Source organism: Dolichospermum sp. FACHB-1250, from assembly GCF_014696335.1.
GTDB classification, from domain to species: Bacteria; Cyanobacteriota; Cyanobacteriia; order Cyanobacteriales; family Nostocaceae; genus Dolichospermum; species Dolichospermum planctonicum.
Genome location: NZ_JACJPZ010000011.1, coordinates 49,757 through 66,516, shown reverse-complemented (window position 1 = coordinate 66,516; position 16,760 = coordinate 49,757). Strand labels below are relative to the sequence as shown.

At 37.3% G+C, this 16,760-nt stretch carries 15 protein-coding genes; 8 read left to right on the top strand and 7 right to left on the bottom strand.

Annotated features, from left to right (window positions below; all coding sequences use genetic code 11):
* The first annotated feature begins 87 nt into the window (after positions 1 to 87).
* On the top strand, positions 88 to 1,617 hold the full coding sequence (locus H6F39_RS05835) for a serine hydrolase (protein WP_137908542.1): 1,530 nt from the start codon (positions 88 to 90) through the stop codon (positions 1,615 to 1,617).
* 268 nt (positions 1,618 to 1,885) lie between these two features.
* Here H6F39_RS05835 and dprA read toward each other — a convergent pair whose 3' ends face one another.
* The 6 genes from dprA to H6F39_RS05805 all read right to left on the bottom strand — a co-directional run bounded on the left by dprA (position 1,886) and on the right by H6F39_RS05805 (position 6,652).
* Positions 1,886 to 3,010 (bottom strand): DNA-processing protein DprA, encoded by a 1,125-nt coding sequence (dprA, locus tag H6F39_RS05830; protein WP_137908544.1) that lies wholly within the window; start codon positions 3,008 to 3,010, stop codon positions 1,886 to 1,888.
* 283 nt (positions 3,011 to 3,293) lie between these two features.
* Positions 3,294 to 3,953, bottom strand: a complete 660-nt coding sequence (locus H6F39_RS05825) for a DUF2301 domain-containing membrane protein (RefSeq protein ID WP_137908545.1) — start codon at positions 3,951 to 3,953, stop codon at positions 3,294 to 3,296.
* Between the two features lie 85 nt (positions 3,954 to 4,038).
* Positions 4,039 to 4,767, bottom strand: coding sequence for an ABC transporter ATP-binding protein (locus H6F39_RS05820; RefSeq protein ID WP_137908546.1), 729 nt, complete (start codon positions 4,765 to 4,767; stop codon positions 4,039 to 4,041).
* 98 nt (positions 4,768 to 4,865) lie between these two features.
* Positions 4,866 to 5,093: a ferredoxin family protein gene (locus H6F39_RS05815; RefSeq protein ID WP_028082953.1), complete on the bottom strand. Its 228-nt coding sequence runs from the start codon at positions 5,091 to 5,093 to the stop codon at positions 4,866 to 4,868.
* 39 nt (positions 5,094 to 5,132) lie between these two features.
* Positions 5,133 to 6,338 (bottom strand): ATP phosphoribosyltransferase regulatory subunit, encoded by a 1,206-nt coding sequence (locus H6F39_RS05810; protein ID WP_190371546.1) that lies wholly within the window; start codon positions 6,336 to 6,338, stop codon positions 5,133 to 5,135.
* Complete coding sequence (locus H6F39_RS05805) at positions 6,338 to 6,652, bottom strand: hypothetical protein (RefSeq protein ID WP_190371547.1); 315 nt, start codon at positions 6,650 to 6,652, stop codon at positions 6,338 to 6,340. The genes H6F39_RS05810 and H6F39_RS05805 overlap by 1 nt, the downstream gene beginning before the upstream one ends.
* 417 nt (positions 6,653 to 7,069) lie before the next feature.
* Between H6F39_RS05805 and H6F39_RS05800 the strand changes: the two genes are divergently transcribed.
* From H6F39_RS05800 to H6F39_RS05780, 5 genes are all read left to right on the top strand, one after another.
* Positions 7,070 to 7,324: a CTB family bacteriocin gene (locus H6F39_RS05800; protein WP_137908549.1), complete on the top strand. Its 255-nt coding sequence runs from the start codon at positions 7,070 to 7,072 to the stop codon at positions 7,322 to 7,324.
* 141 nt (positions 7,325 to 7,465) lie between these two features.
* Entirely contained in the window at positions 7,466 to 7,885 is a 420-nt protein-coding gene (locus H6F39_RS05795; protein WP_137908550.1) for a hypothetical protein, read from the top strand.
* 127 nt (positions 7,886 to 8,012) lie between these two features.
* Positions 8,013 to 10,163, top strand: coding sequence for a peptidase domain-containing ABC transporter (locus tag H6F39_RS05790; RefSeq protein WP_137908551.1), 2,151 nt, complete (start codon positions 8,013 to 8,015; stop codon positions 10,161 to 10,163).
* Between the two features lie 89 nt (positions 10,164 to 10,252).
* On the top strand, positions 10,253 to 11,656 hold the full coding sequence (locus tag H6F39_RS05785) for an HlyD family secretion protein (protein WP_190371548.1): 1,404 nt from the start codon (positions 10,253 to 10,255) through the stop codon (positions 11,654 to 11,656).
* 196 nt (positions 11,657 to 11,852) lie between these two features.
* Complete coding sequence (locus H6F39_RS05780; protein ID WP_190371572.1) at positions 11,853 to 12,500, top strand: hypothetical protein; 648 nt, start codon at positions 11,853 to 11,855, stop codon at positions 12,498 to 12,500.
* Between the two features lie 240 nt (positions 12,501 to 12,740).
* Here H6F39_RS05780 and htpG read toward each other — a convergent pair whose 3' ends face one another.
* Positions 12,741 to 14,696 carry a molecular chaperone HtpG gene (gene htpG / locus H6F39_RS05775; RefSeq protein WP_190396368.1) on the bottom strand — a complete coding sequence of 652 codons (1,956 nt, stop codon included), beginning with the start codon at positions 14,694 to 14,696 and terminating at the stop codon, positions 12,741 to 12,743.
* A gap of 186 nt (positions 14,697 to 14,882) precedes the next feature.
* Between htpG and H6F39_RS05770 the strand changes: the two genes are divergently transcribed.
* Both H6F39_RS05770 and H6F39_RS05765 read left to right on the top strand, forming a co-directional pair.
* Complete coding sequence (locus H6F39_RS05770) at positions 14,883 to 15,080, top strand: hypothetical protein (RefSeq protein ID WP_137908555.1); 198 nt, start codon at positions 14,883 to 14,885, stop codon at positions 15,078 to 15,080.
* Positions 15,081 to 15,175: 95 nt separating this feature from the next.
* Positions 15,176 to 16,747 (top strand): family 10 glycosylhydrolase, encoded by a 1,572-nt coding sequence (locus H6F39_RS05765; protein WP_190396367.1) that lies wholly within the window; start codon positions 15,176 to 15,178, stop codon positions 16,745 to 16,747.
* Positions 16,748 to 16,760: the final 13 nt, after the last annotated feature.

Sequence of the window (16,760 nt, the reverse complement as noted above, 5' to 3'; positions counted from 1 at the left end):
ATGCTACTTAGTCCTAGACGGTAAACTAAGTATCACGGTGCATCAATTAATAATAATAATCTGGGTCGAAGGTGGCAAGGAGTACCTATGTCAGAATCAAGTAACAAACTGATACCTATATCACGGGGGCAGCCAGTACAGCGTCGCCGGCGTAAACGTGCAGTCCCAAAGACAGGACAGAAAAAAAGCGGTCAGCAGCCAGTTTCTAGCCCAAGAGAAGCGGGAAAAGTAACACGTCTAGATAATAATAATATCAGTCCGGCTCTGATTTCAGCTGGGGGGCGAAAACCAGCATCACAGGTGATGGTGTATCCAGGGGTTAAAACCGTAACTACAGTTAAGAAAAATACTCAATTTTCCCAAGGGGGGACTGTGAGGTTAAGGACTGTACCCATAGAAAAGTCAAAAATAGAAAGAAAAGGATCACGCAAGACTAGGTTAAAACCCATGGCCAAAGTCATGTTATATGCCTTGCGCTTTTTGATCGTCGGGGTAGGTATTGGTGCGATTGTTGGTACTTTGTTGTCAGTCCTAGACCCTGCTAGTCGCATTAATTCAGTGGCGGTATTATCTCAAGCTCCAGCAACTCAAAAAGCCCCTGAGTCTGCTAGGACGGGTTTATATATGTCCCAGGAAATTACCCCTTTAAAAAATACTCTGCAAAGCCTCGCTGCGGCTAATTCTGATTTAACACCGGGTGTATTTTTATTAGACTTAGATAATGGTGCTTATGTAGATATTAATGGTAATACGAGTTTTCCGGCCGCTAGTACGATTAAAATCCCGATTTTGATCGCTTTTTTCCAGGATGTAGATGCGGGTAAAATCCGTTTAGATGAAATGTTGACTCTGGAAAAGGAGATGATTGTCGGTGGTTCGGGAAATATGCAATATCAAGCTCCAGGTGGCAAGTACACGGCTCTTGATCTGGCGACAAAAATGATTACAATTAGCGATAACACCGCGACAAATATGCTAGTTGCTAAATTGGGGGGACAGGAGGCTTTAAATGGGCGTTTTCGCAGTTGGGGACTAACAACAACGATGATTCGTAGTCCGCTCCCAGATTTACAAGGGACTAATACCACCAGTGCGCGAGAATTGGGGAATTTAATCTCTATGGTCAATCAAGGTAATGTGGTGACTATGCGATCGCGTGATTCAATGCTTAATATTATGAGCCGTACGGAAAGAGATAATCTTTTACCTGCTGGTTTGGGAAAAGGCGCAAATGCGTACCACAAAACTGGTGATATTGGTACAATGTTAGCAGATGCGGGTTTGATTGATGTCCCGACGGGTAAGCGTTATATTGCGGCTATTATGGTACAACGTCCAAATAATGATCCTCGTGCTGAAAAATTAATTAGTTCTATTTCCAGTTCTGCTTACCAATACTTTAGCCAAGCTACAGTACAACCTAGTAATTTTACTAATAATCAACCTAATCAACCTATTCCTAATTATCAAGTACCGATTCAGCCTGTTCAGCCTGTTCAGCCTTTTATTCAAGCGCCGATGATCAATCCAAACGTACCAAATGGAATGGTTAATAATGTACCTATGGGTACTTATCAAGCCCCGATAATCACTCCCCAATATTATCCACAACAATAAGCAAAAGGAAGAAGATATAGCGATTAGAGGTATAGCGATCCAAAAAAGCTAACTAATGCTAACATTAGCTTTTGAGTTACTGTTAATTAGCCCTGTCTAATGAAGTACACAGTAATTTATTCCCTATTCCCTATTCCCTATTCCCTATTCCCTATTCCCTATTCCCTATTCCCTATTCCCTATTCCCTGTCACCGTGGCGTAGCACCTGTCACCGTGGCGTAGCACCTGTCACCGTGGCGTAGCACCTGTTCCCTGTAACCTGTTCCCTTACAGTTTTTGATATCGCATTCCCGGAAGTTGGGTAACTAAACCCATAAGTTCTAACTGTAATAAAGAACTGGATACTATTGCAGCATTCATTCCTGTTTTTTGAATGATAAAATCAAAAGATAAAGCATCAATGGCTAAAATATTTATTATCTGTTGTAATTCCGGTGCTAAGTTAGGTATAGGAGGAGATTTAACTAGAGGTGTTTCTATTTCTATATCTATTTGGGGAATTGCTCCCAACATGATTAATAACTCATTAAGTTCATGATTAATTAAACCCGCACCTTGACTAATTAATTTTAAACAACCCTGTGATGGTTGCTCATCAATTCTTCCCGGTAACGCATAAACATCTCGACTAAATTCATTAGCATAGGTAGCTGTAATTAAAGCACCAGATTTTAGCGGCGCTTCCATAACTAATACCGCACGACTCAAACCAGCAATAATTCGATTTCGACGGGGAAAATGGGTGCGGTTCGGTGGCGTTTTTGCGGGATATTCACTAATTACTATCCCAGATTTCAAAATCTGTTGATATAAATCTCGATTTTTATGGGGATAAATAACATCTACACCTGTTCCCATAACTGCTATTGTTCTTCCTCCCGCTTTCAATGCTGCTGAATGACTTTCGGTGTCTATTCCCTCGGCCATACCGGAAACAACGGTAAAACCATTTTTTGCTAATGCGGTACTAATTTGACGAGTCCATTTAATTCCGTATTCTGTGGGTTGACGAGTTCCCACAATTCCTACCAGGGGTTTTTGTCCTAAATTTTCCTGTAAATCAATTTCACCTCGATAATACAACAGCGGGGGTGGAGTAGGAATTTCTCGCAATAGTTGGGGATATTCTGGGTCTGCTGGTGTCCAAAACAGGGGGTTTATTTGTTGGTGTTGGGTAAGTAGTTGTTCGGGGTTTAAACGGAATCTTTGTTGAACAACTTTTTCTAAGGTCTGAATTCCAAAACCTTCGACTTTTCGCAATTCTCCAGGACTGGCTTTCCAAGCTGTTTCTAAATTACTAAAGTGCTGTTGTAATCTTTGTATTAGTATTGGACCAATACCAGGAATTTGTGACCAAGCTAACCAGTATTTACGTTCTTCTATACTTGACATTTTTGCATATTTAACCTTTGCTAAGTCCTACAAATTATCTAAAGCAGGAAAACGAACCACTCCAGGCACAGAGGACACGGAGGAATAAAAGTCTAAATTCATACTAATTAGGGTGATTCTAAATCGCGGCTACACAGATAAAACCTACCTGCGTGGGTTGGAAAGGCTTGATTTTCTGTTAGTCTGTGCAAGGTGGATCTGGTTTGTGTAGTAGTGTATTATATTCGCTAAAAAGTTTTCAAACATCCTCTAAGATATTTTTTGTGGGTGGTTGACTGTTTTTTTATTGGGAAGTCTTTAAATGTTGCTTTTTTAAATAATCAAATACTGATTTATCTCCAATGTCGGGAGGAATAGGTTGAATGATTTTCCGCACTGCAAAAATTAAAAAGCAAATTGTCCAAGTTGCTAATAAAATCTGTTCGGTTTGGGTGGATAAAATTCTTGTTAAATGTCCTAATAATAATATGGGAACTATGGGAGTTAAGATTTTAGTTTCTAAACGATTAAAGCAAAAACCTTCTTTAAAATAAATTCCTGTTAAAGCTGCAAAGGTGAAACCAATACCTAATATGGTCAATGGTTGATTATAAACGGTAATTGCAAAGGCTTGACTATCACTATGGGCGAAAATTAAGGCGGAAATGCTACCAATTATCCAGAAAATTTGCAAAATTTGGTGCAAAAATTTCATATAAATATGAATGGTTAATAAACTAATACCAAGTGCCAGACTAAAACAGGTGTAAATAGGTGTAATGGCTTGAATTACAGCGGGTTGGGGAGAAATTAAAACTAAACTACTACCCAGGGCAAAACACAATGCTGCTATCATTAATCCTGTACGATACATTATCACACTTTGGCGATCGCTCTGAGTAATTATAAATTCCCCAAATTGTCCTTGATATATTTCCGGTGATAATATTGTTTGTGTGGTCATATTCTTTAATTGTCTAGTCGTTTGGTTTTATATCCCCAACTTTTTTAATAAGTCGGGGTCCGATTTTGATTTGATTTGATTTGATTTAATGTCTCTTCCCAGCACCTAAATATAATTCTCCCACTTTTGGATCATGTAATAATTCTCTACCAGGTCCTGAGATAGCGTCTTTTCCTGATTCTAACACATAACCTCGGTCTGCCATTTCTAAGGCTTTACGGGCATTTTGCTCTACTAAAACTATAGCAGTTCCCGATCGGTTAATTTCCTTAATTTGCTCAAATACCTGATTTACCAAAATGGGAGATAATGCGGCTGAGGGTTCATCTAAGAGTAGTAAACTAGGTTCTAACATTAATGCTTTCCCCATGGCTAACATTTGTCTTTCTCCTCCAGAAAGAGTCCCCGCTCGTTGACGCAAGCGATCGCTCAATCTCGGAAACATATTGTATATTTTATCTTTAAGGGGTTTTAATGGCGTATTCCTGACAAAAGCCCCCATTTCTAAATTTTCATCTACGGTTAATGATGGAAAAACATTCGCAATTTGCGGAACATAGGACATACCTTTTTCTACAATTTGATTAGATTTTAAACCTACCAAATTCTGATTTTTAAAGGTAATTTTTCCGGTATGGGGTGTTAATAGTCCAAAAATAGTTTTTATTAATGTTGATTTACCCGCACCATTGGGACCAATTACTGTTACCAATTCCCCATTGGTAACGTGGAAGTTGATACCTTGTAAAATGTCTACATCTTTAATATATCCTGCGTGGACATTTTCTACTTTTAATAAATAATTATTCGTCATTTGTTAGTTGTTATTTGTCGGTTGTTATTTGTTAGTTGTCAGTTGTCGGTTATCAGTTGTTTTTCTTTTACCACTGACCACTGACCACTGACCCATGACTATTTTGGGGTTTTTTGCAATTCTGGTCTTTCTTCTGCCAAAATCGCATTTTCTACCGGACAAACTTGGAGACAGATGCCACAATCAATACAAGTAGCAAAATCAATCCAGTACCAATCTGTGCCTTTGACGTTTTTCCCTGGACCTTCATGAATACAAGCTACTGGACAAGCACTTACGCAGTCAGCAACACCTTCACAAACGTCTGTAACAATACTATGTGGCATTTTTCCGATTCCTCCTCTTTTTTGTCCGTTATTCTTGACTTAGGATCCTGCTTCGATGGTATGAGAACCATCAGCTTTAATCCAAGCAATTTTGGTAATGGAGCGATCGCTTGCATATTGACGAATCGCGCTTACATCTCTTCCGCCTAAGTCTATTTCTACTCTCAATAACTCAGTATTGTCACGCATTTTTTGCGCATAATCAAAAGCCGCAGCTTCAGCGCCAGGAGTTTCTGGAACTACCAACCAATGACTAGCGGGGATATTTTGGGGTAATTGCTGATTAAATGAGAGAATTTGGTATAAATCATCAATACTCAGTTCAAAGCCGATACCGGGAATACTTTCACCTTGGGGATGATATAAACCTAGTAATTGGTCATAACGACCACCTCTTCCTAAAACCTGTGCTTGAGATTTTGTATCACTCACTACTTCAAATACAATGCCTGTGTAGTAGTCAATGGTTTGAATTAGGCTCAAATCAAGGATTAATGGGAATTTACCCTCTAGTAATTCTACCAGAGACTTGAGATTATTTATTGCTTCGTCCTGGTCTGGTTCTAGATCTAGACTACTGACTTTTTCTAAAACCTCTTGACTATCACCCCGCAAATCTAACATGATTTTAGCCCGCTGGTGTAGTTCTTCGCTCAAAGGCAAGGTATCAAGAGTTACATAATCCAAATGAGCGATCGCAGTACGGACTTGATTTCTAATTTCCGGGGGAAAAGCATTAAACAGGGAGCGAGTAATTCCCGCTTCCCCCAGAATTAACCGCCACCCTTGTAAATCCAATGCTGTGAAACAATCTGCTACTAATAGCAATACTTCCGCATTAGCTAATAATCCTCCCGCTCCCAGTAACTCCACCCCAGCTTGATAATACTCTTGCTGACGATTATGGCGGCCTTCCCAATTACGACGAAACACATTAGCATTGTAATAGAGTCGCTGGGGGTAGGTCGCATTTGTCATGCGAGTTACCACTGTCCGGGCGATAGATGCCGTCAATTCTGGACGCAATCCCAATTCTTCATTTTGACCATTTTGGAGTTGAATCACCATCTGACGCTGAATTGCTTCACCGGCCATCAAGGTATCCATTCTTTCCAGGGTTGAGGTGATAATCCTGTGATATCCCCAACGCTGAAATACTTGTTCTAATCTATCTTCAATCCAGCGTTTTTGCGCTACATCTAAAGGTAATAGATCCCTGGCTCCCGCTGCTGGTTGATACACCATTATTTTTTCTTCCCACCAAACAAACCGCCAAACAAACCGCCATTTCCAGACTTATCTGGTTGCTTCTCTTCATTTTTGGAAGAGTAATTCACTGGAGAATCACTATTTATCTTTCCTAAAGCCTGATCTACTTTGGGTTTCCATTTCCAAGCGATATTATCCTTGGGATTGAACTTCAGAGCGTTATCACAGTGAATTTTTGCCATTTTCAGTTGATTTTGCTTTAAATATACCATTGCTATCAAGCCATGGCAATGACTATTTCGCTGCTCTAATTTTAAGGCATCCTGTAATTTTACTGCGGCTTGGGACAATTAGTTTGTTTCTAGTAAATTTTCAGCGCGACGCAGGTATTTTTCTGTTAAGGATTCTTCTGTTAATGGTCAAGTGGGAGTTGAGGATAATTTTTGACTAAGTATATATATTTAATCAACCCCACCCCTAACCCCTCCCCCCAAGCGAGGTGGGGGCTATGATTTACTTTGTTTAAGTGGATAACGCCATGTTGATAGGAAATCATAGCAGAAATTTTTTATTTAGTGAACATAATTGAGTCAAATTGGCGTGTATTTTTCGGCAATATTTAGTTCTAAATTTGGTAATTAAGTTTGCAGAAAATGAGAATGAATTATCTAATCACTCCTCGATATTCTATGAACAAGCGAGGGGGAAAACGGCAACCGAGCAGTAAACAACCCCCAGCGATAATTCAAATCAAGGAGAATTCAGTCATGTCTACTTTATTTACCGCAGTATCTGTTGAACAACAAGAAATCGTAGCTGGTGGTGGTAGTGCTTTACTTAATGAAACTTTCATAAGCGCTCTCAGAAATGTACAAACAGGATATAGTATTTCAAACTTGAATGGTAGCCAAACTGGAAGTCAACAAGCTGTTGAAAAAATCAATTCTGCTGGTCGTCAAATTGGACTAGCTGATTTTCCAACAGTTATCTTACCAGCACAATTGTTCAACCAAGTAATGTAAGTAAGTTAACGAAACAAATTAAGCAGGTAGTCAGAAATATACTTGAGTTCTGATCTTTTCTACCTGCTGCAAAGAAGTGGTAAAAGAGAATAAAAATCTAGGATCATTTAATAGTATTTAATGATCGTTGAGATTTTACTCATGGCACTTCTCGTAACAAATTGGAGAAAGATTTATGTATCACAAAAAATGATACATAAATCTTATTTTTTAGAAGCAAGAGGTTTTACCATGTCTGATCATATAGAAATAGAAAACTCCGACCTGTTCATAAATTTATCAGAAAAAGAACAAGAGTCTATATCCGGGGGTGGGTCATCATCTTCACCCTTGGAAAGGTTTGATATATTTTACCAAAATATAAATATATCTACTAGGGGAATGAGTGAAATGAATGTTTCTCAAGGAAACTCTAGCGGATATGTGAGAAATGAAACTGAATATCAATTTTCTCAAACAACCTTTATTTTATCTTCATTATTTGGTAGAGGTGGTGGCCGTCGTCGCAATAGAAGCAGAAAAGGTAATAGCTTTTTAGCGAGTATATTTAATCTTTTCTAGCACAAAAATAAAACCAGGATCAGATAATTTTATATTCTACTATTCGGATTATATTTACCAGTGTTTACTACCAATTCAATAGAAATAAAAATAATATATTTTGATTCTTTTCTATGGTTATTTATTTATGAAACTCCAATTTGTTAAACAACATAGTGAAGAAGATTGTGCAGCAGCTTGTTTAGCTACAATATCCAAATATTATGGTCGTAATTTTACCCTCAGCCGCATTCGGGAAGTTGTTGGAACTGGACAATTTGGAACTACTTTATTAGGGTTAAGACGAGGTGCAGAAAGCCTGGGTTTTAAAGTTAATCCAGTCAAAACATCATCGGAAATAATTAATCGAATGAATGAAGCTCCCTTACCAGCAATTATTCACTGGAAAGGAAATCATTGGGTTGTTTTATACGGTAAAAAAGGCAAAAATTTTGTCATTGCAGATCCCGGAGTTGGGGTTCGTTATCTTTCTAAAAAAGATTTAATTGATGGTTGGAAAGATTGGTTAATTCTCTTGCTAGAACCAGATCCTATTCGCTTTTTTGAACAAGAAAGTGATAAAACTGGTGGCTTTTGGCGTTTCTTTCGACGAGTTTGGATTTATCGGGCCATTTTAGTCCAAGTTATACCTTTAAATTTGATCTTGGGTTTGTTATCTTTAGCTTCTCCTTTTTTATTACAAATTCTTACTGATGATGTGTTAGTTAGAGGTGACACAAAATTACTAACTACTGTAGCGATTTCCGTAGTAGTTATGAATTTTGTTTCTAATAGCCTTTCCTTTGTCCAATCTAACTTAATTGCTAACTTTGCTCAACGCTTACAATTAGGGCTAGTTTTAGATTTTGGTAGACAAATTTTGCGTTTACCTTTAAGTTATTACGAAGCTCGACGCAGTGGTGAAATAGTTAGTAGATTGCAAGATATTGAACAAATTAATCAATTAGTGGCTCAATTGGTTGTTACCTTACCCAGCCGATTTTTTATTGCCTTGATTTCTCTAAGTATCATGATTTTTTATAGCTGGAAATTAACCGGAATAGCGTTATTAATCTCCGTATTAATGACATTATCAACTATTATTTTTCAGCCAACTTTACAACAAAAGACTCGTGAACTTTTAGTTCAAGAAGCGGAAACTCAAGGGGTTTTAGTCGAAACTTTTAAAGGAGCATTAACTCTCAAAACAACTACCTCAGCACCCCAATTTTTAGATGAATTAGAAAGCCGTTTTATTCGTCTAGCTAATCTCATGTTTCGCACTATCCAAATTGGCATCATTAATAATACTTTTTCTGGTTTTATCTCTGCTATTGGTGGTGTTATTTTACTTTGGTTCGGTGGCTATTTAGTAATTAATCCCGCTGAAAATCTCAGTATTGGTAAATTACTAGCATTTAACTCTATGAATGGGAATTTTTTGGGTTTAATTGGTACAGTTATCGGCTTTGTTGAAGAATTTACTCGTGCGAAAACTGCAACCCAACGTTTAACAGAAGTTATTGATGCTACTCCAGAAAATGAAGATTATGGCAAAAAACCTGTTGTAAAAATTCCCGAAAATGTTGATATTTATTGTAAAAATTTGAAGTTTCACTATGCAGGAAGAATTGACTTTTTAGAAGGTTTTTCTTTAACAATTCCTGGTGGTCAAGTTGTGGCTTTAATTGGTAAATCTGGATGCGGTAAAAGTACCTTAGCTAAATTAATAGCTGGATTATATCCTCTGCAATCTGGTAATATCCAAATTGGAATTTATAACCTTCAAGACCTTTCTTTAGAATGTCTGCGTCAACAAGTGGTTCTTGTTCCCCAGGATGCTCATTTTTGGAGTCGTTCTATTATTGATAATTTTCGATTAGGAGCGCCTCATGTTAGCTTTGAACAGATTGTTCAAGCCTGTAAAATTTCTGGTGCTGATGAATTTATCAATAAGTTACCGGAGACATATCAAACTATTTTAGGAGAATTTGGTGCTAATATTTCTGGTGGACAAAGACAAAGATTAGCCATAGCTAGAGCCATTGTTACAGACCCACCAATTTTGATTTTAGATGAATCTACTGGGGGACTTGATCCAGTTAGTGAAGCCCAAGTTTTAGACCAATTATTTAAACATCGTCGAGGGAAAACAACTATTTTAATTACTCACAGACCTAAAGTAATTAATCGGGCTGACTGGATTGTTTTGATAGATCAAGGTAGGTTGAAATTAGAAGGTTCTTTAGAGGATTTACGCAATAAACCAGGAGATCATTTAGATTTTCTAATTCCTTAATTTCCCTTGTATTTACCTCTTATAAAGGGGGGAAAACCATCTGGTACTTCTGATAGGAATCCTATATATCATTCATTATTTAGATAACTATGCTTTACACTGATAATCAAGAATTTAATTCTGTAATTGGAAATGATAATTCACTTCCACCTATAAGTAGTTGGACATCCCTAGCAGGTTTATTTCTGATTGGGACTGTTATTACTGGTATTTATTTATCTTCATGGGTGAAATATAATGTTACTGTCAAAGCTAATGCTATTGTTCGTCCCATAGGTGAAACTCGTGTAGTGCAATCAAAGGTAGAAGGGACTATTAAAACTATCTTAGTCAAAGAAAATCAAATTGTTAAACAAGGAGATGTAATCGCCATTTTAGATACTGAACAATTGCTAATTAAAAAAAGTCAATTAGAAGAAAATATCAACCAGAATAAATTACAAATTTTACAAATTTATGCTCAAAACCGGACTTTAAATAATCAAATCATGGCTGAAAAAAAAGTCATACAAAGGGTTATTATTGCTGCTCAGGAGGATTTATTAAAAAATCAAAGGGAATATGAAGAGCGAAAGGTTAATACTGAAGGTGAATTAATAACAGCCCAGCTAAATATTCAAAAACAATTAGTAGATTTACAAAAGGCTGAAGCTGACTTAGAATTTGCAAAGGTGGATCGTGATCGCTATCAACAGTTGGCAGAAATGGGGGTAATTGGTAACCGAGAATTTGAGCAAAAACAGCTAGTTGTTCAACAAACAACCTTAACACTGGAAACTGCAAAAAAAGCTGTTGATATCGCTAATATAAAAGTTAAATTAAATAAAGCTGCAATTAATCCAACTACGGCAATGATGAATATGGCACAAGAACGTATTGCTCAAGAAACTGCTAAAGGTGAAGCAAATATAGCTGCTCTAAATAAAGAAAGGGTAGGCTTAATTCAGCGTTTGGTTGAAATACAAACTCAAATAAAACAATTACAAAAAGAACTTCAACAGCTAGAAAATCAGCGAAAAAATAGCACTATTGTTGCTACTAACGATGGGATTATTTTGAAACTAAATTTACGAAATTCTGGACAAGTTGTTCGCGCTGGTGAATCTATTACTGAGATTGTACCTGATGATCGTAATTCTTTAGTAATTAAAGCTCTGATTCCTAGCTCAGAAATTAATAAAATTACTGTTGGTCAAAAAGCACAACTTCGTGTTGATGCTTGTCCATATCCTGATTATGGAACTGCTAAGGGCGTTGTTAAAACGATTTCTCCTGATGCAATTACACCTCTAAGCAAAGATACAAATACTGCAATTTCTCCTGGTGCTAACTACTTTGAAGCTACAATTCAACCCGAAAAAAGTTCATTTGGAAATAATGATCGTCAGTGTTTTCTTCAGTCGGGAATGAATGGTACGGCCGATATTATTTCTAGGGAAGAAACAGTATTACAATTTATGTTAAGAAAAGCCAGATTGATTGCTGATTTGTGATTAGCTAACCAAAAAGTAGCGACATTCCATCAAACCTCTCTACAAGGGTTATAAAAAACATACAGCAAATTTTAGGTTTATGAAGTACCACAAATATCTCACCCTAACTTTTCCTTTTCCTAAGAGTGAATAATCTCCCCCCCTTTACAAACAGGGTAATTTCTAATTTAACTAAGTCATAATCATGATCAAGTTTATGACATCTGAGCCAAGAATTAAGCAAGCATTACAGTGGTGGTTTTATAGGGAATTTCTCAAACTATTTCTAGAATCTGAAAAAGTCCGTGATGATTTATTACAAGAATCTTTTACAATCCGACGTAATTTAGATTTATTAGTTATGGATAAACTAAGTTTATCAGTGACAGAAATTCAAGCACATATCAAAAAAATTGATAACCTTCATCATTCTTTAGTACAATTGAGCGATCGCTTATGTCCGATATCTATTCAAGATAGCTTACCTTTATGTATTGAGTGTTTACTAGAACCTTGGATTAACTCCTATCCCCATCTAGATTTTCAGGTTAATATGCCAATTTACTGGAGAATTGAAGAACCTGAATCTAGTTGGATAATTTTAAGGGTTTTAGAAGAATTACTCAGAATAACTTTACCAGAAACAGGAATTTTACTCCCCATTTATATTCATGTAACTCTCAAAGAAATAGGAAGTATAGCACTATTGGCTGTAAAAATTTCCTATCCTGATCTGTCTACTTTGATTTTTTATTCCCATTTACCAGAATTAGAATATCTTTACGATATCTTTAAATTATTAATATCAGGTAAATGCTCATTTTTTCACAAGCATCTGATGTCAACTTGGCACTTTTATTGGTAACTAATTTGGCGTGAATAATTGTCACAGGACTTACGCAACTGGCAAAACAGATCACTAGTGAAGGAAGCCAAGTGGTCATTTAAATCAGACCAAATACATCTAAACATCTGGACGCTTTAGTTGCACCAATTAGATAAACCAATTAGATAAACCAATTAAATAAACCAATTAAATAAAAAAGTATCCCCTCTTCGGAAGAGACGCTGTAAACAACGTCTCCCTACACTTGATTGTTATTTTCTATTTACTTGCTTGTTCCGTTAACTTAGTTAGCACATCATTAGAACGTTCTACAAAGGATTTCATCCCCTCTGCATTAAAACCTTTTTGAGACATTAATGCTAAATCATAAACGTGCTGACAAATTATGGTCACTAATTGACTCGTATGGGATACACCATCACCATGAATAATAGTACCCTGATTAAGATTAATCAAGTTTTGAATTAACGGGTGGGCAGTATTTACTAGCAAAATATGTTCTTCGGGAAATTCAGTGGTTTGCTGCTGCATCATAGCGGTCATTTCCCGCATCCGACGCAGAAATTCCGGTAATAATACCATTGCTGGTGGTGTTCCTTGGGGGTCATCGGATTTCAGTGACTCAGTGCGGATGTTCAATTTTGGCTTATTCAGTGCCTTCTCAAATAGTTCTTTAATCACTTCTCCTTTCGTCTTGTTGGTGGTGGGATCAACAATTTCACCAGTTTTGTCCTCTAGAAGGGTATTATCTAAATCCGAGTCCACCCGTGTAAATTTAACATCCCGATATTCTTGTTCGAGGAAGTTAATAAAGTGGGTATCAATAAAGGAGTCCATAAATAGGACTTCTAAACCCTGATTTTTGTGCAGTTCAATATAAGTATATTGACCTGCTTCATCTGTGCTGTAAAATACTTTATTTTCATGACGTTCTTTATTCCGTTCCAAGTATTCTTTCAGGGTTATATATGGTAAATTAATACTATTAGCTGAGGTGGCATCTTGCCAAGCATCATCTTCAGCGGTTTGAACTTCAACCGCTGCTGCGGCTTCTAATTTAGCCGTAGTGCGGAAAACAATGATATCTTCTACCTGTTTTTTGAATTTATCATCATTGAGAACACCGAACTTGACAAATGTTCCCAAATCTTTCCAGATTTTTATGTATTGTTCCCTGTCATCGCGGTATAATTCCTTTAGTCTATCGCCAACTTTTTTGGCAATATAATCTCCTATTCTCTTAATAGTGCGATCGCCTTGTAATGCACTTCGAGAAACATTTAAAGGAATATCAGTGCTATCAATTACACCTCGCATTGGCATTAAAAATTGGGGAATAATTTCCTCACAATTATCACTGACAAACACCTGATTACAGAATAACTTAATTTGTCCCTTGGTAACATCTACATCAGGGCGCATTTTCGGAAAGTAGAGAATACCATTAATTACAAAGGGATAATCTGTATTTAAATGTACCCATAGCAAGGGTTCTTCCTGAAAAGGATACAAATAGCGGTAAAATTCTAAATAGTCTTCTTTAGTAAGACTACTAGGAGAATCACGCCATGCAGCTTTTTGTTTATTTAAAGTTTCCCCATCCATTTTAATGGGAACCGGCATAAAATCACAATAGGTCTTGACAAGATTCCTAATTCGTGCTGGTTCTAAAAATTCCTCTTCTTCCCCTTCCAAGGTGAGAATAATTGTAGTTCCGTGACTGGTACGTTGGGACTCATCTAAAATAAACTTAGGAGAACCATCACAAGTCCAACGAACTGCTTGTGCGCCTTCTTTGTATGAAAGAGTATCAATTTGTACTTGTTTGGCAACCATAAAAGAAGAGTAGAAACCCAAACCGAAATGACCGATAATCGGTTGGTCTGCTTTTCCTTCATACTTGTGAATAAATTCCTCAGCACTAGAGAAAGCGACTTGGTTAATATATTTTTTTACTTCCTCTGCTGTCATTCCAATCCCATTATCAGTAATGGAGAGAGTTTTGTTGTCTTTATCAATGCTAATGGTAATTTCTGGTTCACCAATTTCACCATTATATTCACCAGCGCGGGACACCATATTTAACTTTTGGATAGCGTCTACCCCGTTAGATACCAGTTCCCGCAAGAAGATTTGATGGTCTGAGTAGAGAGACTTCTTGATAATTGGGAAAATATTCTCAGTATGAATACTGATGTTACCTTGTTCTAGCATAGTTATTCGTCGGTTTTACTTGCAGATATAGATTCTGAAAATCAATTTTCGGTGATTTTATCTTTTTTGGGGTAAGGAATACCTCTTATTTATAATTCGGATTACACTACCATGATCATGATTATTGAATATCTTCGATAATTATGCCGATAATAAGTATATTCAAATATTTTTAGTCAAGATTTTATGAACCCTATAACCTTAACTACTGCTATGACTACTATATTTCTCACGGGAGCGTTACAGAAACTGGGTGAAAATTTTAGTGATGTTTTAATGCAAAAGGTTCGTGACATTATTAGTAGATGGGAACCAACAAGCCAAATTTGTTCCGAATTGGGACAAGAGCAATTATTTTTTCACTCTCTGATTTTTGTGGTATAAACTCAATTGGGAATACTACAAACCTCCGCTTTTTATCATAAACAAGCTGGGTTGATTGTCACCAAGTTTGTTGACGAATACGAGTTTTAAATGATATGTCTAATTGCAACTGGAAATTTTTAAGATCAATTATATCTTGGCAAAGTTTATTGACTGTAATTATTAGTCATAGCTTATTGATTCTTAACTTAGAAGCCCAAGCAGCCAACGCTTCTCTTCCCCACCAGAGAATAAGCCAAAGGGACGAGCCTCCCCGGAGGGATAGGACAGCCCTACCCATTGCTCAAAAGAGAGAAGATTGTCGGGTATCATCAAAAGCAGCCCAACAAAAAGATAAATTACGTTTATTAGCTCTTGCAAACAATAAAGAGGCGAAAAGGGACTATCAAAAACTACTAAAACAGCATACAGAAGAATTACAAGAATGCCGCAGTCGAACTTGGCCAGAGACTCAAGCTATTTGGTTACGTTTATATCCTTGTGATATCCAACCAGGAGCAATTGATCAAATTATGGATCGAATTGTTAACCAAGGCTACAACCAAGTTTATTTAGAAGTATTTTATGATGGACAGGTACTATTACCAGCAGCAACAAACCCGACAGTTTGGCCAGCAGTAGTTCGGATTCGTGGTGCAGAAAAAGTAGATTTATTAGCCGTAGCCATCAAAAAAGCGCAACAAAGGGGGTTAAAAGTATATGCTTGGATGTTTACCAATAACTTTGGTTATACCTATGCTCAACGTCCAGATAGACAAAATGCGATCGCCCGTAATGGCAAAAATCAAACCAGTTTATCCGTAGTAGAGGACGGATCTCAAGTCTTTATTGATCCCTACAATCCCCAGGCTAGAAGCGATTATTACCGAATGGTGCAGCAGGTGATCCGCCGTCGTCCTGATGGTATTCTCTTAGACTATGTACGCTATCCCCGCCAGTCTGGTGCGGATTCCATTGTTACCAAAGTTCAGGACTTATGGCTATTTACCCCCGCCACCCAAGAATTTTTATTTCGCCGCGCCCAAAATTCCAAAGGGCGGGAATTAATTCGCCGGTTTCTCACTAAGGGATATATTAGCAGCGGCGATATAGCGGAAGTTGATCAACGCTACCCGCAAGAAGATGAACCAATGTGGGAAGGGCGTATTCCTGCGAAAAAACAAAAATCTCTGACTTCTTCAGGGGAAAAACAGCGCATTTTGCAATTAGATTTGTGGTTACTCACCGTTGCTCATGCTATGCAAGGGATCTTAGATTTTGTCGCTTTAGCAAGTTATCCCGCCAAACAACAAGGTATACCCGCCGGAGTAGTCTTTTTTCCCGAAGGAAATCAAGCTTTAGGACAAGGGTATGATTCCCGGTTGCAACCTTGGGATAAATTCCCTAGCACCTTAGAATGGCATCCCATGTCCTACGCAACTTGCGGTGATGCTAGTTGTATTGTAGCGCAAGTAAAACAGGTTTTAGCGCTGAGTAAACCAGGTACAAAAGTTATTCCCGCTTTGGCTGGTCAGTGGGGGGGATCAATTAATAATCGTCCATCCTTGGAAGCGCAAATGCAAGCACTATACCAATTATCTCCTCAAATTAAGAGTGTGAGCCATTTTGCTTATTCTTGGCAATATCCTGAACATGATAGTGAACGGAAATCTTGTAATTTTCGCTAAATTTCCCTAGATA